General features: G+C 69.2%; 17 protein-coding genes. 2 read left to right on the forward strand and 15 right to left on the reverse strand.

All coding sequences use genetic code 11. From position 1 onward, the window contains the following. Positions 1-3 precede the first annotated feature (3 nt). The 10 genes from ACZ7L1_RS01570 to ACZ7L1_RS01615 all read right to left on the reverse strand — a co-directional run bounded on the left by ACZ7L1_RS01570 (position 4) and on the right by ACZ7L1_RS01615 (position 12,012). Positions 4-807: an ABC-2 family transporter protein gene (locus tag ACZ7L1_RS01570; RefSeq protein ID WP_471433246.1), complete on the reverse strand. Its 804-nt coding sequence runs from the start codon at positions 805-807 to the stop codon at positions 4-6. Then, positions 807-1,826: an ABC transporter ATP-binding protein gene (locus tag ACZ7L1_RS01575; RefSeq protein WP_471433248.1), complete on the reverse strand. Its 1,020-nt coding sequence runs from the start codon at positions 1,824-1,826 to the stop codon at positions 807-809. The genes ACZ7L1_RS01570 and ACZ7L1_RS01575 overlap by 1 nt, the downstream gene beginning before the upstream one ends. Next, positions 1,823-2,542 carry a hypothetical protein gene (locus ACZ7L1_RS01580; RefSeq protein ID WP_471433249.1) on the reverse strand — a complete coding sequence of 240 codons (720 nt, stop codon included), beginning with the start codon at positions 2,540-2,542 and terminating at the stop codon, positions 1,823-1,825. The genes ACZ7L1_RS01575 and ACZ7L1_RS01580 overlap by 4 nt, the downstream gene beginning before the upstream one ends. Then, positions 2,539-5,400: a glycoside hydrolase family 2 TIM barrel-domain containing protein gene (locus tag ACZ7L1_RS01585; RefSeq protein ID WP_471433251.1), complete on the reverse strand. Its 2,862-nt coding sequence runs from the start codon at positions 5,398-5,400 to the stop codon at positions 2,539-2,541. Before ACZ7L1_RS01585 ends, ACZ7L1_RS01580 begins: the two co-directional genes overlap by 4 nt. 27 nt (positions 5,401-5,427) lie before the next feature. Beyond that, positions 5,428-6,294, reverse strand: a complete 867-nt coding sequence (locus ACZ7L1_RS01590) for a carbohydrate ABC transporter permease (RefSeq protein WP_471433252.1) — start codon at positions 6,292-6,294, stop codon at positions 5,428-5,430. Next, positions 6,291-7,256 (reverse strand): carbohydrate ABC transporter permease, encoded by a 966-nt coding sequence (locus tag ACZ7L1_RS01595; RefSeq protein WP_471433253.1) that lies wholly within the window; start codon positions 7,254-7,256, stop codon positions 6,291-6,293. The genes ACZ7L1_RS01590 and ACZ7L1_RS01595 overlap by 4 nt, the downstream gene beginning before the upstream one ends. Positions 7,257-7,277: 21 nt before the next feature. Then, a complete protein-coding gene (locus tag ACZ7L1_RS01600) occupies positions 7,278-8,549 on the reverse strand; it encodes an ABC transporter substrate-binding protein (protein WP_471433254.1) in 1,272 nt (423 codons plus the stop codon). 239 nt (positions 8,550-8,788) lie between these two features. After that, positions 8,789-9,226 (reverse strand): RICIN domain-containing protein, encoded by a 438-nt coding sequence (locus tag ACZ7L1_RS01605; RefSeq protein WP_471433255.1) that lies wholly within the window; start codon positions 9,224-9,226, stop codon positions 8,789-8,791. A gap of 169 nt (positions 9,227-9,395) precedes the next feature. After that, positions 9,396-10,652, reverse strand: coding sequence for an ROK family transcriptional regulator (locus ACZ7L1_RS01610; protein ID WP_471433256.1), 1,257 nt, complete (start codon positions 10,650-10,652; stop codon positions 9,396-9,398). Between the two features lie 115 nt (positions 10,653-10,767). Then, positions 10,768-12,012, reverse strand: coding sequence for an FAD-binding protein (locus tag ACZ7L1_RS01615; protein ID WP_471433257.1), 1,245 nt, complete (start codon positions 12,010-12,012; stop codon positions 10,768-10,770). 223 nt (positions 12,013-12,235) lie between these two features. On the opposite strand from ACZ7L1_RS01615, the gene ACZ7L1_RS01620 reads away from it, so the two are divergent. Then, a complete protein-coding gene (locus ACZ7L1_RS01620) occupies positions 12,236-13,582 on the forward strand; it encodes a radical SAM protein (protein WP_471433258.1) in 1,347 nt (448 codons plus the stop codon). Positions 13,583-13,798: 216 nt separating this feature from the next. Continuing rightward, positions 13,799-15,295 (forward strand): cellulose binding domain-containing protein, encoded by a 1,497-nt coding sequence (locus ACZ7L1_RS01625; protein WP_471433260.1) that lies wholly within the window; start codon positions 13,799-13,801, stop codon positions 15,293-15,295. 53 nt (positions 15,296-15,348) lie between these two features. On the opposite strand, the gene ACZ7L1_RS01630 is transcribed toward ACZ7L1_RS01625, so the two are convergent. The 5 genes from ACZ7L1_RS01630 to ACZ7L1_RS01650 all read right to left on the reverse strand — a co-directional run bounded on the left by ACZ7L1_RS01630 (position 15,349) and on the right by ACZ7L1_RS01650 (position 21,429). Then, on the reverse strand, positions 15,349-15,621 hold the full coding sequence (locus ACZ7L1_RS01630) for an acyl carrier protein (RefSeq protein WP_471433261.1): 273 nt from the start codon (positions 15,619-15,621) through the stop codon (positions 15,349-15,351). An 11-nt stretch (positions 15,622-15,632) separates the two neighbouring features. Further along, the gene (locus ACZ7L1_RS01635; RefSeq protein WP_471433263.1) at positions 15,633-15,824 is read right to left on the reverse strand and encodes a hypothetical protein; all 192 of its coding nucleotides are present in this window, start codon (positions 15,822-15,824) and stop codon (positions 15,633-15,635) included. After that, a complete protein-coding gene (locus ACZ7L1_RS01640) occupies positions 15,821-17,416 on the reverse strand; it encodes an acyl-CoA ligase (AMP-forming), exosortase A system-associated (RefSeq protein WP_471433264.1) in 1,596 nt (531 codons plus the stop codon). The genes ACZ7L1_RS01635 and ACZ7L1_RS01640 overlap by 4 nt, the downstream gene beginning before the upstream one ends. A 169-nt stretch (positions 17,417-17,585) precedes the next feature. Beyond that, positions 17,586-18,593 carry a TauD/TfdA family dioxygenase gene (locus ACZ7L1_RS01645; RefSeq protein WP_471433265.1) on the reverse strand — a complete coding sequence of 336 codons (1,008 nt, stop codon included), beginning with the start codon at positions 18,591-18,593 and terminating at the stop codon, positions 17,586-17,588. Position 18,594: 1 nt separating this feature from the next. Then, positions 18,595-21,429, reverse strand: coding sequence for a Pls/PosA family non-ribosomal peptide synthetase (locus tag ACZ7L1_RS01650; protein ID WP_471433527.1), 2,835 nt, complete (start codon positions 21,427-21,429; stop codon positions 18,595-18,597). Between the last annotated feature and the right edge of the window lie 400 nt (positions 21,430-21,829).

The following is a 21,829-nucleotide window of genomic DNA, read 5'->3' on the forward strand; positions in this document are numbered from 1 at the left end:
CGGTCAGCCTCCCTGCGAGATGACACGCCGGGCGGCCCGCCGCCACAGCAGCCGGGTGAACAGGGACAGGGCCACCACCCACCCCGCCTGGACGGCGAGTTGCGCACCCGCGTCGGACAGCGGGATGCGACCCACGTACAGGGACAGCGGCACGCTCAGCGTCGCCTGGAACGGAAGGAATCCGCTCATCGTGACGAACCAGTGCGGGAAGAACCACAGCGGCGCGTACACCCCGGACAGCAGGTTCTGCGCGAAGAGGAGGATCAGCATCGCCGCGGTGTTGCGCAGCGTCCAGAAGCACAGCTGATCGATGACCAGCGTGACGTAGTGCAGCACCCACTGGCCGAGCAGCAGGCTCAGCGCGAACACCCCGACAACGGACGCCGACTTAGGGGGTTCCACCACTCCCGCCGCGAGACAGACCGCGTATCCGGCCAGTGCCCACACCAGACCGTACAGCTGCTCGCCCATCGCCCGCAGCGCGTAGTAGCGCTGGGGCGGCAGCGGGCGCAGGTACCAGTACACGATCGTGCCGAAGTGCATGTGCTGGAGCACCGAGTCCCGGCCCGCGTACTGGTCCAGCTCCCGCAGCCGGGAGGCGAGAACCGCGAGCACCGCGTAGGTGACCGCCTGGTCGCGGTCCAGCCCGGCGGTCGTGCCGGTCGCCTGGTACAGGCCGCGCCACAGCGACGCCACGAGCACGACCTGCACGGTCAGCCGCAGCAGGGCGGCCGTGATGCGGGGCGGGGTGAGCAGCTCGCCGAGCGGGGTGACCCGGGCGGCGCGCCAGGCGTGCAGGACGGCCATCAGACCCCCTCGGCCTGGAACTCCGCCGGGTATGCCGCCTGGACGTAGGCCGCGCGCATCACGTCCTCCAGGTCCGCCTCGTCGATCCCGAGGTCCGTGACCTCGTACCGCTCGATGATCTGCTTCAGCGCCTGGTGGACCGTCGGCGCACCCGACCCGTCCGGGCCGAACACCGCCTGCGGTCCCTCCCGCCGCAGCAGTGCGATCCCCGGCAGCGGCTCGACCGTCGCGTGCGGATCGGCGAGGGTCGCCCGCACCTGCCACGTCGAGCCGAACCTCCGGCGGATCTCGTCCAGGGTGCCGTCCAGCACCAGCCGCCCGTGGTTGACCAGCACCACCCGCTCGGCCAGCCGCTCGACCTCCGTCATGTCGTGCGTGGTCAGCAGCACGGTCCGGCCGCGCTCCTCCACCTGGTGCCGCAGGAACTCCCGCACCTGTTCCTTGACCACCACGTCCATGCCGATCGTCGGCTCGTCGAGGAACACCACCGGCGGGTCGTGCAGCAGCGCCGCCGCCAGGTCGCAGCGCACCCGCTGGCCGAGCGAGAGATGCCGAACCCGCGTGTCCCAGAAGGAGGAGAGATCGAGCAGGTCGTCGAACTCCTTGAGTCGTGCCGCGTGGTCGGCCTTCGGCACCTCGTAGATGTCGCGCAGGATCGCGAACGACTCACGCACCGGCAGGTCCCACCACAGCTGGGTGCGCTGCCCGAACACCGCGCCGATGTTGCGCGCGTTGCGCTCGCGCTCCTCGTACGGCACCACGCCCGCGACCCGGGCCTGGCCGGCCGTGGGGGTGAGGATGCCGGTCAGCATCTTGATCGCGGTGGACTTGCCTGCGCCGTTGGGGCCGAGCAGGGCGAGCAGTTCGCCCGGCGCCACGTCGAAGGTGATGTCCGTGACGGCGTGTTTGGTCACCTTTTCCGGGTTGACCAGGGAACGCAGGGCGCCCGTGAAACCGGGGCGGCGGACGGTGGTGAGGAAGGTGCGGGTCAGTCCGCGGACCTCGATGCTCCCGCTCACTCGACGAACCTCCGGGTCAGTTGGATCAGCCGTACGGTCGCCGCGAGCGAGGCGGCCGACAACGCTGTCAGCAGCCAGGGAACGGCATGGATGCCAGAGGCCTCGATGCCCAGGCCCAGCAGGGGTGGCGCCGCCACCCCGCCGACCATCGACGCGGCGATGACCCAGGCGCCGGCGCGCTGTGCCTGGGGAAGAGCCCGGTTCAGCCAGGGCAGGCCGGTGGGGAAGACGGGCGCAATGAACAAGCCAACACCCGCATAGGCCACCGGCGCCACACCTTTTACGAGCGACATCAGCAGACACGCCGTCATCCCGGCCGCGCACACGGTGAGGATGCGCTCGGGGGCGTACCTCAGCGTGAGCGGGACGACGAGGAAGGCGGCGGCCAGGGCGAGCGGCCAGCTCGGGGCGAGCGCGAACGCCGCGCCGCCCGCCGCCGTCAGCCCGTAACTCGCCCCCAGCAGCGTCCGGTTGCTGATCCGGGAGTGGATGGCGTTGAAGGCGAGGACGCCGGCGACGCCGCCCGTGAAGTGCAGGCTCAGGCCGAGACCGGCGCCCGACGGCGACAGGCCGTACTCGGCGCGCAGGCCGGGGACCGCCGGACCGTAGAGCGCCTGGAGCATGCCGATGAGGACGAAACCCGCGCAGGACGCGGCCGCGGCCGGACGACTGAACAGCCGTCCGGCCGCGGAGGTCCTCAGGACCGTGTCCGTCAACTGACCTCCGAGAACACGAAGGAGAAATCCGCGGGCTCGGCCCGCAGGAAGTACTGCGGCAGCGGGCCGGGACCGCACGACTGGGAACCGATGCCGTGCTGGCCGTGGTCGAGGTTGACCCACACCGTGTCGCCGGGCGTGAGGTCGGTGCGGTGCCGGGCGGCGTCCAGCTGCTCTGTCGTCCAGCGCCGGGCGCTGAAGAAGAACTCCGGGTCGCCCTCGATGCGCAGCCCGCCGATCTCCGCCCAGCGGACGTCGGCCCGGGCGCCGTTCTCCTGCGGGCGCACGTACGGCGTCTGCAGGGCGTCGACCGTGGACTCCCAACGGCCCAGCTGAGCGGCCGACCTGGTGTCCGGGTAGGCCTCGCCGGGGCCGCCCCCGAACCAGGTGACCCGGTCCGCCGCGCCGGACAGCCCGAACCGGATGCCGAGCCGGGGCAGCGGCACCGTCCAGTCGCCCTCGGGTGTGACGGACACGGCCAGCCGCAGCCTCTCCCCGTCCGACGACCAGCGGTACACGGTGGCGAGGCCCACCTCCCAGGCGGCGGGCGCCACCCGGGTCCGCACGGTCAGTGCCCCGTCGCCGAGCTCCACCGCGTCCAGACGGTGCCGCATGCGGTGCAGGCCCAGCTTGCGCCACATGAAGCCGTGGCGGAGGTCGGTCTGCCACTCGGCGCCGTCGTCGTTGTCGGTGGTGGCCCGCCAGACGTCCAGGCGCAGGCCGGTCACGTCCACGCCGCCGACGGCCGTCAGCGCGCCCGTGCGAGCGTCGAAGGTGCCGGGGCCGAGGGTGATCCGGCCGTCGGTGAGCACGGGAGCCGTGCCCGCGGCGGCCGGGACCGGCACACGTCCGGTGACCGGGAACTGGCCCCACGCCACCTGGTGGCCCTTCGCGCCCCACGTGGTGTCCGACGCCAGCACCGCCCGCACCGTCCACTGCGTCTCACCGCGGCGCACTCCGGGCGGCTCGGGCAGCTTGACCTCCGCCGACTCTCCGGCCGCGAGCACCGGCACCGACAGCGAACCCGACTCCACGGTTTCGCCGTCGACCTGGAAGGACCACTCGAAGGCGAGTGCGGAGAGGTCCGCGAAGTCGTGGACGTTGCGGATCCGCACGGTACCGCCGTCGCCGTCGCCTTCCATGCGGACCGGCTCGATCACCTTCTTGTACTCGACGAGGCCCGGCGACGGCTCGCGGTCCGGGAACAGCAGACCGTCGCAGACGAAGTTCCCGTCGTGCAGCTCCTCGCCGAAGTCGCCGCCGTAGGCGTAGCCCAGCTCCGGGTGCTTGATGCCGTGGTCGATCCACTCCCAGATGAAGCCGCCCTGGAGCCGGTCGTAGGACTCGAACAGCCGCTGGTAGTCGGCCATGCCACCGGGGCCGTTGCCCATGGCGTGCCCGTACTCGCAGAGGATGAAGGGCAGCCCACGGCGCTTGTGGGTGCCCCCGTCCAGTCCGTGGCCGATCTGCTCCACCTCGGCGTGGCTCGCGTACATCCGCGAGTACACGTCCGTGTCACGGCAGTTGATGTCCCCCTCGTAGTGCACCAGCCGCGAGGAGTCCCGCCCGTGGATCCACTCGGCCATCGCGGTCAGCCCGCGCCCGGTGCCGGCCTCGTTGCCGAGGGACCAGATCACGACCGACGGGTGGTTCTTGTCGCGCTCGACCATACGGGCGGCACGGTCGAGCAGCGCCGGGGTCCAGCGGTCGTCGTCGACCGGGTTGTCCCGCCAGGCCTGCTCGACGAAGCCGTGGGTCTCCAGGTCGCACTCGTCGATGACCCACAGGCCGTACTCGTCGCACAGGTCCAGGAAGGCCGGGTGCGGCGGGTAGTGCGAGGTGCGCACCGCGTTGATGTTGTGCCGCTTCATCAGCAGCACGTCCTCGCGCATCGTCTCCAGGTCCAGCGCGCGGCCGTTCTCCGGGTGCCACTCGTGCCGGTTGACGCCCTTGAAGAGGACCGGCCTGCCGTTGACCTTGATCAGGCCGTCCTCGAGGACGACGGTCCGGAAACCGATCCTGAGCGGCACGTGCTCGCCGTCGGTGGCCAGCACGCCGTCGTACAGCGTCGGCGTCTCAGCGGTCCACGGCTCGACGGGCACGGTCACGGTCTCACCGGTGGCGACATCGATGTCCAGCGCGGGCACGGTCACCCGGCCGTCCACGTCCGAGTCGACCTTCAGCGTGCCCTCGCCGGTCGTGTGGTCGTAGGAGGCGTGCACGAAGAAGTCCAGGACACCGCCCGCCGGACGGTGCAACAGGGTGACGTCCCGGAAGATGCCCGGCAGCCACCACTGGTCCTGGTCCTCCAGGTACGAGCCCGCCGACCACTGGTGGACCCGGACGGCGAGCACGTTGCCGGCAGGCTTGAGCAGATGCCCGACGGCGAACTCGTGCGGCAGCCGGGAGCCCTTGAACTCCCCGATGTCCGTGCCGTTCAGCCACACCCGGGCACAGGACTCGACACCGTCGAAGCGGAGCACCGCCCCGCCGTCCGACGGCCAGTCGGACGGCAGGTCGAAGACGCGCAGATGGTCACCGGTCGGGTTCTCCGTCGGCACGCGCGGCGGGTCGACCGGGAAGGGGTAGAGGTGGTTGGTGTAGATGGGAGAGCCGTGCCCCTGGAGAACCCAGTGGCCGGGGACCGAGACCTCCGCCCAGTCCCCCGTGTCGTATCCGGGCTCGGCGAACGCGTCGTCCTCGGCGTCCGCCGTCGCCGACAGGCGGAACCGCCAGCTGCCGTTCAGCGAGAGGGACGCCGCGTCCGAGGACGCGTACCAGGCGCGGGGCGGCAGAGTACCGCTGCCCGGGGAGACGTCCTCGACGTATTCGGTGGAGGAATGGGTGCGGAAAGTCATCGGTCTCCAGGTCGTGAGAAGAGGGTGTCAGCCCTTGATACCGGTCTGTGCGATGCCCTGCACCAGCCAGCGCTGCAGGAACAGGAACACGAACACCAGCGGCAGGATGGAAATGGCCGTGGCCATGAAAATCAGATGGAAGTTGACGGTCTGGTTGGTCATGAACGACGAAAGCGCGACCTGCACGGTCCAGGCGCTCGGGTCCTGACCGATGACCAGCGGCCACAGGAAGGCGTTCCAGCCGCTGATGAAGGTGATGGTGGCGATCGCCGTGAAGAAGTTCAGCGAGTTGGGTACGACGATCCGCCAGTACGCGCCCCAGTAACCGAGTCCGTCCACGCGTCCCGCCTCCTCCAGTTCCTTCGGGAATCCGAGGAAGTACTGCCGGAAGAGGAAGCAGGTGAAACCACTGAACAGACCCGGGATGATCATGCCGCGGTAGGTGTCCACCCAGCCGAGGGAGGAGACCAGCACGAAACTGGGCACGAAGGTGACGGCCGTGGGGACCATCAGGGTCGCCAGAACGGCGTAGAAGACCTTGTTCGCGTGCTTGTACGGGATGCGGGCGAGGCCGTATCCCGCCATGGAGCAGAACAGGAGGGTGCCGATCGTGCTCAGCACGGCGATCACCGTGGAGTTCCACAAGGAGCGGCCGAACTCGACGGTGGGGTCGTTGAAGAGCTCGGAGATGTTGCCCCACTGGAAAGTGGGCAGCAGCTTCCAGTTCTCGCCCGTGATCTCCGGGTCGGTGGACAGGGAGTTGCGGATGATCAGGTAGAAGGGGATCAGGAAGAGGACGGCGGCGACACTGACGGCGATGTACAGGCCGGTGTTGCCGAGGACGCCTCCGCGCTTCTTGCGGTTCTTGCCGACGTGCGGTGTGCTGGTGGTCATTTTTCCTCCCCCCCTCCGAAGCCCATGATCTTGCCCTGAGCCAGCGTGACGATGCAGATCAGCAATGACAGGATGACCGCGCCCGCACTGCCGGCGCCGTAGTCCTGGCTTGTGCCGAGAGCCGCTTTGTAGAGCACCATGAGCGGTGTCTGGGCCCAGGTCGCCTTCTGCCCGATGAGGTTGAAGAACTCGTCGAACGCCTGGTAGGCAGCGATGAGCAGCAACAGGATCACCGCGGTCGAGGTGGCCCGCAGCTGCGGCAGCGTGATGTGGCGGAAGGTCTGCCAGCCCCGCTTGGCGCCGTCGATGGCGGCGGCCTCGTACAGCTCGGGCGGGATGTTCTGCAGCGCCGCCAGGAAGAGGATCATGTAGAAGCCGGCCTGGATCCACAGTCGCAGGGTCACGATGACCAGCCAGTACCAGGGCGGGGTCGGGTTGGACAGCCAGGCGATGTTGTCGGCGCCGAACCAGCTCAGGACGGTGTTGGCCAGTCCGAAGCGGACGCCGCTGAAGATGGACATCTTCCAGATCAGGGCGGCGGCGACGTAGGACACGGCGGTCGGCAGGAAGAACACCGACCGGAAGAACGCCCGCATGAACCGCAACCGGTTCACCAGCAGCGCCAGACCCAGCGACAGCGCCCAGGTGGTCGGCACGATGAACGCGGCGAACACCGTGAACGTCAGGAGCGAGCCGGGGAAGTCGCTGTTGGTGAGGATCTGCTTGTAGTTGTCGAAGCCGATGAAATGGCTCGGCGTGACGGTGTAGCGCGCGTCGAAGAAGCTGAGCCAGACGGACCAGATGATCGGCACGAAGACGAAGATCGCCAGGCCGATGAGGAACGGCCCGGTGAAGAGCCAGAAGTTGAGCGTCGGATTGCCCCGCAGGCCCCGCCGCGGCCGGACCTTGGAGGCCTTGGCCGGGGCGGGCTGGGCGACCCCGCGTGTGGTGGTGGTCGACATGGTCGTGGTCTTCCCGGCGGCCTATCCGAAGAGCTTCTTGAGCTCGACGTTGACCTTCTTGTCGCAGGTGTCGAGCGCGGCCTCGGGGTTGCCGTTCTTGCGGACGGAAGACGCGAGCACCTCGCTGAAGGCGTTCTGCATGGTCTGGTCGAAGGCGATGTTGTCGAAGCGGCCGTAGTCGGTGAAGAGCTTGACGCCCTCAGCCGGCAGACCGGACTTGAGCTTGGTGGCCTGGCCGGCTATCGAGGTGCGCGGCGGGATGTGGAAGCCGTACGAGGTGGCCCAGTCCTCCTGGTACTGCTTCTGGTCGATCCACAGCCACTTCACGTACTCCTTGGCCGCGTCCACGTTCTTGCCCTTGGCGTTGACGAACATCGACCAGCCGCCGTTGTAGACCGACTGCTTGCCGGCGCTGCCGATCTTCGGGAACGGGAAGATGCCCAGGTCGTCGCCGAGAGCCTGCTGCATGGCCGGCATGGACCACATGCCGCCCCACTGGATGGCGCACAGGCCCTGGTTGAGCGAGGACGGGTCCCAGAAGTCGGTCGGGGCGTCCAGCAGCACGTTGCCGCTCGTGAACAGGGTCCGCAGCTTCTTCAGACCCTCGACGACGCCGTCCGTGTGGTAGGCGATCTGGTTCTTGGCGTCGAGGGTGTCGGCGCCGGCCGACCAGATGAGGGTGTTCTGGATCGCTGTGAAGTCGTTGCCGAGGAAGAGGCCCTTGACCTTGCCCGTGGTGAGCTTGGCGGCGGCCTCGATCAGTTCGTCGAGGGTGGTGGGGACGTCGACTTTGGCCTTCTCCAGCATCGACTTGCGGTAGTAGAAGAACTGCGGGTCGTCGATCATCCGGAGCCCGTAGATCTTCCCGTCGACCGTGTGGGACTTGATGTCGTTCGGGTTGAAGTCGTCCTTGACCGGGTCGATGATGTCGCTCAGGTCCGCCACCTGGCCGCTCTTGACGAGCTGCAGCTGCGGGTGGAACTCGAAGACATCGGGCGCCTTGCTGCTGAGCAGGGCCGCGAAGAGCGCCGACTCGAAGTTGTTGCCGGTGATCCAGCTCGTGCTGACGTCGGCATTCTTGTACGCGGCGGCGTACCGCTTGATGGCCTGCTCCGTCCCCGCCTCACCGTAGGCGTGGAAGTACTGCACCAGCTGCTTGCCCGAACCGGACCCGCCGGACCCGCCCCGGCCGTTGTTGCTGCCGCACGCGGCAAGGGTGCCGGCGGCGGCAATGCCCGCGGCGGCCCGGAAGATTGATCGGCGGTCCCAGTTGCTGCTGCTCGTTGCCGACATGCTGACGTCCTTGTCTCGAAGCGCGGCTGCGGCTCTTGCGGCTCAGCGCGAGGTGGTTCGAAGGAGATGCGGTGCGGGGACGTTAGATCTTCGGCTAAGGCTTCAGCAAGGGGTTGGACGAAGCCTGCGCGAAACGTTGTGTCAGGTTCGGAATGACGAACAGGGGGGTGGGTCCCGGGGGTGAGGGCCGCCGGGTCAGGGTGCCGGCGGCCCTCGGTCCGAGGGGTGCTACCGCGGTGTCACTGTCCGGTCCAGGCCTCGTTGGAGCCGCCGTTGCAGCTGTACAGGATCACTTTGCTGCCGTCGGCGGTCGCCTGACCGCTGACGTCCAGGCACTTCCCGGACGCCTCGCTGACGATCCGGCCGCTCGCGTCGAGCAGCCACCGCTGGGTGGCGTCACCGGTGTGGTCGGTGGCGGTGGTGAGCCCCGAACTTCCGGCGGTCAGATAGCCGTTCGCGCCCTTCAGGGCGCCGTCCGCGCCGTACGACCAGGACTGCTCGGGCCCGCCCGTGCAGGTGCTGATCGCGGTACCCGCGGAGCTCGCCGTCAGGCACTTGCCGGACTGCGCGCCCTTCCAGGCGCCCGTCACGGCCGTCGTGGCGTGCCCGCGCTGGTCGAGGACGAAGGTCGTGATCGAGCGCGCGGCGAGCGTGGCGGAGACCGTGGAGCCGTTCACGGCCGGCTTGCCGACCGAGGCCCAGCTCTCCGTGGCCGACGTCCTGACCGCCTTCTCGGATCAGGGCGCCCGTGACAGCCAGTGCCGATGCGGCTGTCGCGAGGACCGGTCTGCGGAGGGAACGGATCGTGGATCTGTCGGTGCGCGTCAACGTGCATCCCTTCCGTCGTCATGAAGGTGGTGCGGTACGGCTCCTTGTGGGGGTGGCGCTTCTGGGCCTCTGGCTGACCGACTGAAGCGCGCCTTCGAGGGCGAAGGTCGCGGCTCCGAGGCAGACCGGGTCGGTGGGGATCGGGGACAGGACGATCTCCGTGGCCGTGAACGGCCGCTTCAGCGCGTGCCGGGCGACGGCCTCGCGCACCTCGTTCAGCAGCGGCTCGCCGAGCGTGGCCGCGACCCAGCTGCTGAGCACGACCACCTCCGGGTTCAGCAGGTTGACCAGGTCGGCGATCCCGGCGCCGAGGTAGCGGGCGGTGTCCCGCACGACCTTCAGCGCGACCGGGTCCTGCGCGGCGACCCCGCGCGCGAGGGCGTCGATCGTGGCGGTCTGGTCCTCGGGATGCAGCAGGGGGCTCTGCGGGCTCAGCTCCCGCAGGTTGAGCATGATGCCGGGCGCTCCGACGTACGTCTCCACACAGCCGTGGTTGCCGCAGTGGCACAGCCGCCCGTCCAGCACCAGCGTGGTGTGGCCCCACTCGCCGGCGCTGTTGCTGACCCCGCGGTGCAGGCCGCCGCCCAGCGCCAGGCCGGCGCCCACGCCCGTGCCCAGATTGACGACCACGGCGTCCCCGCGTCCGCGCGCCGCGCCGAACCACAGCTCGGCGACCGCGCAGGCGCGCAGCGGGTTGTCCAGGTAGAGCGGGTAGGCGATGTGCTCGGAGAGCAGGTCGAGCAGCGGCACGTCGTGCCAGTCCCAGTTCGGGGCGTACTCCGACACGCCCCGGTCGCGGTCGACCTGGCCCGGGACGCTCACGCCGACGCCGAGGACGCGGGCGCCCTCCACCCCGGCCTGGGTGACGACCGAGCCGACGGCCGCGGCGACATGGGCGACGACCTGCTCGGGGCGGTTCTCGCCGGGGCGCATGTCCTCGTCGGCGCGGGCGAGCATGTTCAGTGCCAGGTCGAACAGCTCGACCCGGACGTACGTCTCCGCGATGTCGACGCCGATCAACGCGCCCCCCGACGCGTTGACCGCGACCAGGCCGCGCGGCCGGCCGCCCGCCGAATCCTCGAAGCCGACCTCGGTGAGCATGCCGAGGTCCAGCAGCTCACCGACGAGGGTGGCGACCGTGGCCAGACTGAGCCCGGTCGCCGCAGCGAGCTCCTGACGGGACGTGGGGGAGCGGGCGATGATCTGGCGCAGCACCTCGTAACGGTTCGCTGTGCGAATGTCGCGTGAGGTGCGCTTGACCGGCACGTCCCCCATCCTCCCCAGGTCACGGCGAGGCCTCGTGCCTCGGCGCGGCAGGAGCCTATGCCGGAGCCGGACTTTCTACAAGGGGTTAGGAAAGGGGGTTTATGAAGTGGGACGCGCCCCTGGCTCAAAGGCCGAGCGCCTCCCGCACGAACGCGTTCCGGAACTTGCCCGCGGGGTCCAGCTCCGCCGTCAGGGCCATGAAGTCGTCCAGCCGCGGGTAGCGCTCGCGAAGCACCTGCGGAGGCACGGTGAAGATCTTGCCCCAGTGCGGCCGTGCCTCCAAACCGCCCAGCGCCTCCTCGACGCGCCGCACCACGGGCAGCACGGCCGCGGTGTCCTCGATCCACGTGAAGTGCAGCGCCACGGTGTCCCGCCCGTACGCCGGACTCAGCCACTGCGCGTCGGCGGCCACCGTCCGCACCTCGCAGGTCTGCAGCACGGGCGCGACCGTCGCCCGGATCGCGTCGAGGGCGTGCAGCGCGGCCGGCGCGTACGGGCGCGGCAGCAGATACTCGGACTGCAGCTCGGCGCCGCTGCTCGGGGTGAAGTCCGCCCGGAAGTGCGGCAGCCGTTCGTGCCAGGGGCCCGGGACGCCGAACTGCTCGGTGCAGTTGACGGCGGGCATGCCCGGCACCGGGTGCATCGCCTCGGTGGCGGGGGAGGCCCACGGGAAGTCGGGCAGCGGCTGGTCGGTGCGGCGCTTGAGCCACACCTGCCTGAAGCCCGGGGTGCGCCAGTCGGTGAACAGGCTCACGCTGTACGCGGTCGCCGCCACGGTCTCGAAGTCGAGGCCCTCCAGGGGCAGCTCGGTGAAGACGTGCTGTTCGACCTCGTACGACGGCTCCAGGTCGAGGGTGAGGGCCGTCACCACGCCGAGCGCGCCGAGGGAGGTCACGGCACCGTCGAAGCGGGGCTCACCCCGGGAGATCCGTACCGTGGACCCGTCCGCGGTGACCAGTTCCACCTCGCGCACGGCCGAGGCGAGCGAGCCGTTGGCGACGCCCGAGCCGTGGGTGCCGGTCGCCACCGAGCCCGCCACCGAGATGTGCGGCAGAGAGGCCATGTTGTGCAGCGCCAGTCCGTGCTCGTGGACCACCCGCGCGAGCTCGGCGTACCGGACCCCACCGCCGACGCGCACCGTGCGGGCCGCCGTGTCCACGTCGACCTCGTCCGGCAGGGCGGCGAGGGAGAGCAGGACGCCGTCGGCGCCCGGTTCGGCGATCGGGTTGAAGGAGTGCCCGCTGCCGAGCACCCGCACGGCCGCGCTGTCCGCGACGAGCGAGCGCAGCGCCTGAAGCGAGTGCGGGCGGTGCAGTTCCTTGGCGGCGTAGGTGATGTTGCCGGCCCAGTTGGTCACGGTCTCGGTCATGCCGTCGTCCCTCCCCGGGATATGCCAGTGGCTACCGGAATCCCAGCCGAACGGTACCGGGTGATCAAGACCCGTTCGCATGCTGAACCCGACCTGCGAACAGGATGAAAAGCGGCAGAAGTGGGCAACGTGCGCGTCGGACGGGGACCCGGCACGTCCGGCCGTCCGACGGAGGCATACCGTGAGGAGTCGAGCAATACACGCCGGGAGCGAGGAGAACGGGATGGGTGACAGTCGCACCGCGCTGGTCGAGGACCTGATGGAGCGTTTCCCGCACGTGCCGCGGGAGGCCGTCTTCAAGGAGGACCTGCTGCGGGGTGGAGTCGCCTTCGACCAGTCGGCGCTCAGCGACAACGAGGACGGTGACGTCAAGCCGAAGTCGTACTTCATCTTCTCCTTCGACCACGGCACCCTGCCGGAGCTGGGCGAGGCCGCGCTGCGCCGTCCGCCCGAGGAGATCATCCTCACCGGCGGCCCCTACGACCTGCGGCGGACCGTCGTCTCCGTACGGGTCAACCCCGCCTCGCCGTACCGGGTCGCCGCCGACGACGAGGGCCTGCTCGGGCTGTACCTCGACGGCAGGCGGATCGCTGACGTCGGCGTGCCGCCCATGCCGGAGTACTACCGGCACACCCTCTCCAACGGGAAGTCCGTGATGGAGGTGGCCCCCACCATCCAGTGGGGCTACCTGATCTACCTGACCGTCTTCCGGGTCTGCCAGTACTTCGGCGCCAAGGAGGAGTGCCAGTACTGCGACATCAACCACAACTGGCGCCAGCACAAGGCGGCCGGGCGGCCGTACACGGGTGTGAAGGACGTCGAGGAGGTGCTGGAGGCGCTCGAGATCATCGACCGCTACGACACCCAGAAGGCGTCCACGGCCTACACCCTCACCGGCGGCGCGATCACCTCCAAGGTGGCCGGCCGCGACGAGGCCGACTTCTACGGGCACTACGCCAAGGCCATCGAGGAGCGCTTCCCCGGACGCTGGATCGGCAAGGTCGTCGCGCAGGCGCTGCCGAAGGACGACGTGCAGCGGTTCAAGGACTACGGCGTCCAGATCTACCACCCCAACTTCGAGGTGTGGGACCGCCGCCTGTTCGAGCTGTACTGCCCCGGCAAGGAGCGGTACGTCGGCCGGGACGAGTGGCACCGGCGCATCCTCGACTCGGCGGAGGTCTTCGGCGCGCGCAACGTGATCCCCAACTTCGTCGCGGGCGTGGAGATGGCCGAGCCCTTCGGCTTCACCACGGTCGACGAGGCCATCGCCTCCACCACCGAGGGCCTGCGCTTCTTCATGTCGCACGGCATCACGCCCCGCTTCACCACCTGGTGCCCGGAGCCCACGACCCCGCTCGGCAAGGCCAACCCGCACGGCGCGCCGCTGGAGTACCACATCCGGCTGCTGGAGGCCTACCGCGCCACCATGGACGACTTCGGCCTCTCCTCGCCCCCCGGCTACGGCCCGCCCGGCCCGGGCCGGGCGGTGTTCTCCGTCAGTTCGTTCATGGACAGTCTCCCGGCGGAGGAAGTCGTGGGTGAAGGGGTCGAAGCGCCGACGCACGCGTAACGATGCGATCACGTGCCCCGCGCGCCGAGTCGCAGCGGGGCCGTGATCCGTACAACTCCACAGCGCGAACCACCGGCAACGGCATTTGAATACGCCGCTTGTCACTTGTGTGGGAGCCGTGAAAGGCTCTGGGTCTGTCGTTGAGAAGGCCCTCAACTCCCTTGTTTTCCATGCGAGTTGACCTTGCTTGCGGAAGCAGTTGACGCAGGAGCCCCCATGCCTGACCTGCCGACCCCCCAGGACGCCGCCGAGGCCGCACTGTTCTCGGAGTGCTGGGACGCGGTCCTGTCGTACGCCGACCTGTGCACGTCCGGTTCGGCCGTCGGCAGGCAGCTGGCCACCGATGCGTTCTCCCACGGCATCCAGGAGGTCCGCGCGGGCGACGCCCAGGGGAAGGCCACCGGGCGCCGCGTGCCACGCCTGCCCCGGATCCCCCTGCTGCTGACCGCGGTGCGCACCACCGCCGCGGCCTGGGAGACGGAGGGCCGGGGGCACCACCTCGACCCCGACCTGCGGCTGTGGCTCAACTCCGACAACGCCGCCCGCTACACCGGTCCGCCCCTCCAGCGCCCGCTCGCCCTGCGCGGTCTGAAGGACATGCAGGAGCCGGACGCGGCCCTGCTGTGGCTCGCGGAGGTCGAGGCGATGCCGCTGCCCGACGTGGCCCGCCGGCTCGGCCTGGATCCGGCGGCCGCGGCCGGGGAACTCGCCGAGGTGCGCGCCCTGTTCCGGGACCGTTGCCGGCGCAACCACCTCGACACGCCCATGGACCCCGATTGCCGCAGCTACGCCCGGCTGCTCGACGCGGTCACCCGCTCCTCGGGCGCGGAGACACCCGAGGACCTCTCCCGGCACCTCGCGACCTGCGTGGAGTGCGCGGAGGCGGCGGCCTGCCTCAGGCTGCACGGCGGCGGCACGCCCGCCGCACTCGCCAGCGGGGTGATCGGCTGGGGCGGGCTCGCCTATCTGGAGCGGCGCCGCCGGGCGGCGGAGGCCGGACTGAGCGGCGGGCGCGCGGACGCGGGCCCGGACCGGGGCATCACCGTGGGCGCCCAGACACGACCCCGGATCGGCCGCACCGGGATCCTCGCCGCCGCCGTGATCGTGTCCGCGCTCGCGCTCACCGTCTCGCTGCTGCAGCTGGGCAGCTCGGGCGGGGACGACACCACCGCGGGCAGCGCCGTGACCGGCCAGTCGGTCACCGCGCCCGGGCTGTCCTCGTCGCCCGGTGGCCCGTCGTCCGGCAACGGCACGGCCGGCGCCTCCGCCACCTCCCGTCCGGCGGGCTCCCACAATGCGACGAGGAGCGGGGACTCCGACACCGAACCGCAGGGCACGTCGACGAGCCCGGTCGCCGACCCGTCCACCGCCTCCGGCCCCGACAAGGCCACCCCGCCGACGTGCCGGGTGAAGTACGAGGTGGTCAACCAGTGGCCGGACGGGTTCCAGGCCACCGTCACGGTGACCTCGACCAGGGCGCTCGCCGACTGGCGCATCCGCTGGACGTTCCAGGACGGCCAGCACATCACGCAGATGTGGGACGGCACCTACACCCAGGACGGCCCCGAGGTCACCGCGAAGGCGGCCGACTACAACAAGCAGGTCGCCGCGAACGGCACGTTCGCGGTCGGCTTCCTCTCCTCCTGGCACGGCGGCAACGCGCAGCCGCGCGCCTTCACGGTGAACGGGGCGCGCTGCACTACGGTGAGCTGAGCCCGCCGGAAAAGGTGCTGCCGGGTTCGGTACTCGACTCCGCGGAGCGCCTCTCAGCGCACCTTGGACTCCACGAAGGCCGCGAGCCGCCCGAGGGTGTCGAAGGTGTCACCGACGATCTCTTCGGTCTCGATCTCGATCCCGAACCGTTTCTGCAATGCGACGATGAGCTTGACGACGGTGAGCGAGTCGAGCTCAGGAAGATTGCCGTACAGCCCCGTCTCCGGCCCGAGGTCATCGGCCCGGTCCTCGATGCCCAGCGTGACCACCACGACGGCCTTGACGTCCTCGAAAACCGCCTCAGAGATCTCTGGCGAGCGAGTCATATGGCTTCTCCTCATCGGTCGTGCAGACCCGGCGGCCTGCGATCCTCGACACGCCGGGTGAGGCCGGTGCGCTCGTAGATGGAGAACGGGGTGGCAGCGGCGCGCTCAGCGAGCGACCCGACCGGGAGGCCGCCGATGTGGAGCATGCCGTCGGCGATCGCGAACCGGCTGATCGTGGGGTGCGCGTAGGCGCCTGCGTTCATGCGGGGTCCTGAGGACGGGAGGCGGTGAGTTCGTGGCGAAGGAATGCCCGGTCGAGCTTGCCGTTCGGCGTTCGGGGCAGTGCACTGAGGACCACCACCTCGGCGGGCACCATGTAGCCGGGTAGTTCCTGCCGCAGGCGTGCGGTCACCGCGGCCGGGTCGAAGCCGGCGGGATCGCAGGGTGTCACGACGAGGACGATTCGGTGGCCGAGTGCCTCGTCCTCGAGGCCGAGCGCGACGGCATCGTGGACCAGGCCGGTCTCGTACGCCACTTCCTCGATCTCTTGCGGGCTGACCCGATATCCCCGTGTCTTGATCATGTCGTCACGCCGTCCGACGAAGTACAGGAAGCCCTCCTCGTCGCGGACGACGACATCGCCGGACCAGACCGCCAGCTCGGGCGTACACAGCTCGACCGGACGGTTCGGCGGCGGCCGGAACCGCTCGGCGGTGCGCTCCGCGTCATTCCAATAACCCAACGTGACAAGCGGGCCGCGGTGCACCAGCTCACCCGGCTCTCCCGGACCACACAGGCTGCCGTCCTCCCGGACCACGAGGATCTCGGCGTTCGGGATGGCCTTGCCGATCGAATCGGGCCGCCGGTCGACCTCCCGGGGATCGAGGTAGGTGGAGCGGAACGCCTCGGTGAGGCCGTACATCAGGTATGGCGTTGCGGTCGGGAAGATCGCTCGCAGTCGTTGCAGGGTGACGCGCGGGAGTCGCCCCCCGGTGTTTGCGAAGTAGCGCACCCCGGCCACGGCCTCGGACGGCCACGTCTGGGCTGCGAGCTGGATCCACAGCGGCGGTATGCCCACCAGCCCGGTGATGCGGTGCTTCGCGCACGGCCGGACGACATCCCCCGGCAACAGGTAGTTGGCGAGCACCACATGGGCGCCGACGCAGAAGCCGGTCGTCAATTGGCTCAGTCCGGCGTCGAAGCTCAGCGGGAGAACGGCCAGGATTCGGTCCTCTGCCGTGTTGTTCAGGTAAGTGCTGACGCTCTCCGCGCCGACGACGAGGTTGCGGTGCGACAGCACGACGCCCTTCGGGGCCCCGGTGCTCCCCGACGTGTAAAGGACCGCGGCCACATCCGTGTCGACACCGCCCGTCGGAGGGCACACGGCCTGGCTCGCGCGCTCGGCGACCTTCGACCAGGGGAGCACGCGGTAAGGGGCTTCCTCGTCCTCACCCAGCGAGTCGCCCAGCACGAGGACGTGGGAGAGTGACTTGCAGGCGGGGAGTTCGGCGCGCAGGGTCCCCAGCCGGTCCGTGGAGGTCACCAGTACCCGCACGGCGCAGTCGTCGAGGATGTGCCTCACTTGCCCGGCCCGCAGCGCGGGATTCACCGGGACGAACACGCCACCGGCCCGCGAGCAGGCGAGCAGCGCCACGACGGTCTCGATCCTCTTGTCGAGGAAGATCGCGACGCGCTCGCCACCATCGAGGCCGAGGTCGCGCAGGCCGGCGGCCGCGAGTTCCGTCCGCTCGTGCAGCTCGGTGTAAGAGATCGTGGTCGTCCGTGCGGTCAGGGCGGGCGCGCCGGAGTCGCGTTGGGCGGACCTGGCCACGAGGTCCGGCAATCGGGTGATCATCTCGGCGGATTCCTTTCGGTCGCCTTCGCCTGGCAGCCGACGAATCCCAGCCCTCCGCCCTGCGCCGGCTCGTCTCCGAGGGCAGGCGAGGGCAGGGCCGGGATCGCCTGCGCGCTGGACGCGGGGTTCGACAGCTCGCGCGGTGGACCTGGGCACCGAAGGGACGTGGTCATCCGGCGGTCACCTCGACGGTCGGTGAGCAGTCGGCCAGACGCACCGGGTCGACCATCCCGACCAGGACTTCACGCGGTCCGGTGAAGGGCTCCCTGCTGTGTGCGCTGCGGATGTTGTCGACGAGCATCAGATCGCCCGCCTGCCAGGGCTCCCGCGTGGTTGTGGCCTTGTACACCTCGTTGAGCAGCTGCACGACATCCTCGCCTATCGGGTCGCCACCCCCGAAGCGGGTGGTGAACGGCAGCCCCTCGGCGCCGTAGGTGTCGACCAGGAACTCGTGCACCTCGGGGTCGAGCGTCCACTCGTTGAGGAAGGCGAGCTGGTTGAACCAGCAGCGCTGCCCGGTGACCGGGTGCCGCACCACCGCGCTGCGGCGCTGCCAGGTGCACAGCCCCCCATCGGGTTGCCACTCGAACTCGATGGCATTGGCGCGGCAGTAGCTCTCGACCGCGCCACGGACCTCGGTGCCGAACGCCTCGGCGACCGACGTGCCGATCTCCTCGGTGTAGTTGCGGACGAGCATCCAGCCCTCCCGCTCGAGCCGTTCAACGAGGTCACCGGGCAGCGCGTCGAGCGTGGCCGTCGAGTCCGCCACACCGGTCGCCCCGCCCTCGGTGGGCGCGGACAGGCACGCGAAGAGCATCAGGCCGGGAAACTCGAGCCGGTAGCTCAGTTCGTGATGCATGCACATCGGCTGGTTCGGCGGCCACTTCGAGGAGGAGTACACGCCCTCCGCGTAGCTCCGCCGAGAGGCGAAGGCCTCTCTCTCGGTCATCAGACCGGTGCGGGCCAATTGGTGGAAGACGGCGACGGTCTCGGCCGCGTCGCGCAGCCCGAGGCCACGGACGAGGACCGATCCGTGCTCGGCGACCACCGCGCGCAGCGCCGGGCGGTGCTCGGCTGCCCAGCGCACCGCGTCGCCGGCAGACGTGGTGCGCAGGATCGGCGGTTTGCCAGGTTGCAGGTCCACCTCGAGCAGCGCCGCCTGGGAAGAGGACGACATCTCATTTCTCCTTGATTCCTCGGTGTCCACTCAGGAAGGAGCCACGGATTCGGTGACACATGGCACGCCCGGTGCTGTCTCGAGCCTGTCGTCGACCAGCACGGCCGGATCGGCGAGGACCGGGTGGAGGCTGATCCTGCGCACCTGAAAGGTCGACCGACTGCTCGCGCATCTTCTTGGCCGGGTTCCCGCCCCACAGTGCGTGCGGTGGCATTTCCTCGCCCTTCATGAGGAAGGAGCTGGTGGCAAGCACCGCGCCGTCGCCCATGGTCACCCCGTAGTGGACGAATGCGCCGACACCGAGCGTGCAGCCGGCACCGATCACGATGCGGTCCGACTTGAATCCTCCGTCCTCCTGCGAGTGGCACTGAATGACGGTGTCCGCATTGAGGGTGCAACCATCCCCGATCGTGGTGAACGTCCGCTCGGGCACGCGAAGGCCGTCGTCGAAGACCCGGCGGCCGATCCGCATACCCAGCAGCCGCCAGATCACGTTCTTGAGCGGGGTGCCGTTGAAGAGGAGGACATAGGCGAGGGAACTCACTTTCCAGAAGCGTTCGTGCCGCCAGAAGGCGCGGTCGTAGATCGAGCAGCCCTGCGGCCGCAAGGTCTGCAGCGGCCGGACCAGCCGGTCGACCAGGACGTTGTAGGCGACGGTGAAGACGAAGACCCCCGCGGTGGCCAGTGCAAACGCGAGTACACCCAGGGAGCCCCAGAGGTCGATGGCGGCCAGGTAGAGCACGGTGACGATGAAGATCAGGAGCCAGCGCACCAGTAGGAAAAGCGCCATGCTGATGGTGTTGTAGACGTTCTTGGCCCGGAGGCGGCGGCGCAGCTCCTCCTTGTCCCCCACGTCGAGCTGCTTGTCACGCTTGACCGACCGCGGGATCACGAAGCTCGGCGCGCCCAACAGGCCCACGCCTTCCCGCACCTGTCCGTCGACCGGAGCCATGACCTTCGTCGCGAGGAGGCAGTTGTCGCCCGTCTTGCCCTGCGCGGGATAGGCGATCATGTTCCCGAGGAAGTTCTCTGCCCCAATCGACACGCGGGACACCCGGAACGACGTGTTCGAGAAATCGGCATTGATGATGGACAGCCCATCCGCGACCATCGTTCCGCTGCCGACCGCGCTGAGGAACGGGGTGTCGTGCTTGACCATTTCGCCGAAGTTCGAACCGGTCTGCCGCACCCCGCGAAGGTCGTAGCCCAGCCAACGCAGGTAGTGGACGATGTAGGAGGTGCCACCGAAAAGAGTTATGTGGAACCTGCTGTTGCTAGCGCGGGCGATCGCGCGGTGGATCCAGTAGTGGAATCCGTACAGCGGGTAGACCCTGTCCGGCTTGATGAAGAGGTTCAGCACGCGCGGAACGGTTCCCACGAACACGAGGCCGACGAGCACGGCGCCGAAGAAGAGCACGGCGGATATCACCAGCGCGTCGTCGCGGTAGAACGCCCAGCTCGTGAAGGAGACCGGTCCCGCGTCCAACAGCGTGGCGAGCTGCGGGACCTTCGTGAGCGCGAGGACCACGACGACGAACGTCAGCGGCGTACCCACCAGAAGCAGGTTCACCAGCTGCACGGTCGCGAAGACGACCCGTCGCCGGGTGCCGACGTCCATCGTGGGGATCCGCCGGCAGTCGACGTCGGTCGGCTGCGCGGGGGAGCCGTGCCAGCGCTCCCCGTCGGGCGCGGTCTGTCCGGCGTGCAGCGAGGAGGAGTGCCCCAGCTGGGCCCCGTCACCCAGCGAGGTCCAGATGTCGAGCACCGTCATCTCGCCGACGAGCGCGTCCTTGCCGAGGCTGACCGCGCCCGTCTGGATGATGCCGTTGCGGGCCCGGTAGCCGTTGAAGAACGAATCCTTCCGGATCACCGCGCCGTCGCCGATGCTGAGCAGGTCGGTGCACACGGGCACGTTCCTGGAGAAGATGACGGCGCCGCGCCCGACCTTCGCGCCCAGTGCCCTCAGGTAGAGCACGTAGAGCGGTGAACCGACGAACAGCGCCATCGGGTTCCGCTGGACCAAGGTCTTGACGAGCCAGAAGCGGAAGTACGCCATGCTCCAGACCCGGATCTGCTGCGGCCTCCACCGGCCGATAAGCACCCACTTGAGCAGGATCGGAAGGGCGCAGAGGCCGAGGAACATCGCGCCGCCGTACGCGACCGCCCGCAGGTAGGTGTCGACCAGGTTCGGGCCGGCCGAGACCCATGCGTAGCCCTTCACCGCGACGATCGCGGTAAGGGCGGGGTAGCCGAGGAGAAACAGGAGCTGCAACGCCCCGCAGAGGAGGTACTCACCATTGCGTGCCCGCATCGGCGGCTCAATGAGAGCCACCGGAGTTGCAGGCTGCGAGGCAGGCCTGGTTCTGGTGTCGGTTCTGGTGTCGGCGACGGCGGCTGCGAGCTTTCGAATCGTCGGGTGCTTGTAGATGTCCGGCATCGACACGGGCGGCAGGTCGGCCTGCTTGCGCACTCGGGCGCAGAAACGGGCCATCGTCATCGAGTCTGCGCCGAGGTCGTTGAAGAAGTGGCTGTCAGCTGACAGGTTTTCGGTGCCCACGATATCGGCGAGCACCATCGCGAAGCGTTGCTCGCATGTGGCGAGGGTGGTCGGATTGTCAGCCGGATCGGTGGTCGAGGCGTCGTTGGCGAGGGCGGCTGCAAGGCTTCGAATGGTCGGGTGCTTGTAGATGTCCGGCATCGACACGGGCGGCAGGTCGGCCTGCTTGCGCACTCGGGCGCAGAAACGGGCCATCGTCATCGAGTCTGCGCCGAGGTCGTTGAAGAAGTGGCTGTCAGCTGACACGTGTTCGGTGCCCACGATATCGGCGAGCACCATCGCGAAGCGTTGCTCGCATGTGGCGAGGGTGGTCGGATTGTCAGCCGGACCAGCGGTCAAGACGTCGTGAGAGTTCCCCATCAGCTGGGTCCCTTGAAGGAAAACAGAGTGGTCGATGCAGGCGCTTACGCACTTGCCCGGACTGCTATGGGAGCTGGGGCCGGAACACCGCTAAGTGATCGCCCACCTTGACCGTGGCGGTTTTGACTGGCCTACTCAACGGTCTGATCCGGCCGACTGGATCGACTCTATTGCTTAGGCGCAACGCCTCCCTCGACCGCAGCGGCAATGGCTGGCCGATGGATTTCCGTCCCCATCAGCAACCGCCGCTGCCGTTCATCCAGGTGTGGAAAGACCACACCGGACTTCGCGGCCAGTCCCGCCTCGATCCCCTGCCCCG

The sequence above is a fragment of the Streptomyces sp. NPDC107546 genome (genome assembly GCF_055639175.1).

What these genes read in the sequence shown, in the direction of transcription:
- ACZ7L1_RS01570 (WP_471433246.1), bottom strand. Translation starts at nt 807, where the DNA reads ATGGCCGTCCTGCACGCCTGGCGCGCCGCCCGGGTCACCCCGCTCGGC.
- ACZ7L1_RS01585 (WP_471433251.1), bottom strand. Translation starts at nt 5,400, where the DNA reads ATGACTTTCCGCACCCATTCCTCCACCGAATACGTCGAGGACGTCTCC.
- ACZ7L1_RS01590 (WP_471433252.1), bottom strand. Translation starts at nt 6,294, where the DNA reads ATGACCACCAGCACACCGCACGTCGGCAAGAACCGCAAGAAGCGCGGA.
- ACZ7L1_RS01595 (WP_471433253.1), bottom strand. Translation starts at nt 7,256, where the DNA reads ATGTCGACCACCACCACACGCGGGGTCGCCCAGCCCGCCCCGGCCAAG.
- ACZ7L1_RS01600 (WP_471433254.1), bottom strand. Translation starts at nt 8,549, where the DNA reads ATGTCGGCAACGAGCAGCAGCAACTGGGACCGCCGATCAATCTTCCGG.
- ACZ7L1_RS01610 (WP_471433256.1), bottom strand. Translation starts at nt 10,652, where the DNA reads ATGGGGGACGTGCCGGTCAAGCGCACCTCACGCGACATTCGCACAGCG.
- ACZ7L1_RS01615 (WP_471433257.1), bottom strand. Translation starts at nt 12,012, where the DNA reads ATGACCGAGACCGTGACCAACTGGGCCGGCAACATCACCTACGCCGCC.
- ACZ7L1_RS01620 (WP_471433258.1), top strand. Translation starts at nt 12,236, where the DNA reads ATGGGTGACAGTCGCACCGCGCTGGTCGAGGACCTGATGGAGCGTTTC.
- ACZ7L1_RS01625 (WP_471433260.1), top strand. Translation starts at nt 13,799, where the DNA reads ATGCCTGACCTGCCGACCCCCCAGGACGCCGCCGAGGCCGCACTGTTC.
- ACZ7L1_RS01630 (WP_471433261.1), bottom strand. Translation starts at nt 15,621, where the DNA reads ATGACTCGCTCGCCAGAGATCTCTGAGGCGGTTTTCGAGGACGTCAAG.
- ACZ7L1_RS01635 (WP_471433263.1), bottom strand. Translation starts at nt 15,824, where the DNA reads ATGAACGCAGGCGCCTACGCGCACCCCACGATCAGCCGGTTCGCGATC.
- ACZ7L1_RS01640 (WP_471433264.1), bottom strand. Translation starts at nt 17,416, where the DNA reads ATGATCACCCGATTGCCGGACCTCGTGGCCAGGTCCGCCCAACGCGAC.
- ACZ7L1_RS01645 (WP_471433265.1), bottom strand. Translation starts at nt 18,593, where the DNA reads ATGTCGTCCTCTTCCCAGGCGGCGCTGCTCGAGGTGGACCTGCAACCT.
- ACZ7L1_RS01650 (WP_471433527.1), bottom strand. Translation starts at nt 21,429, where the DNA reads ATGGTGCTCGCCGATATCGTGGGCACCGAACACGTGTCAGCTGACAGC.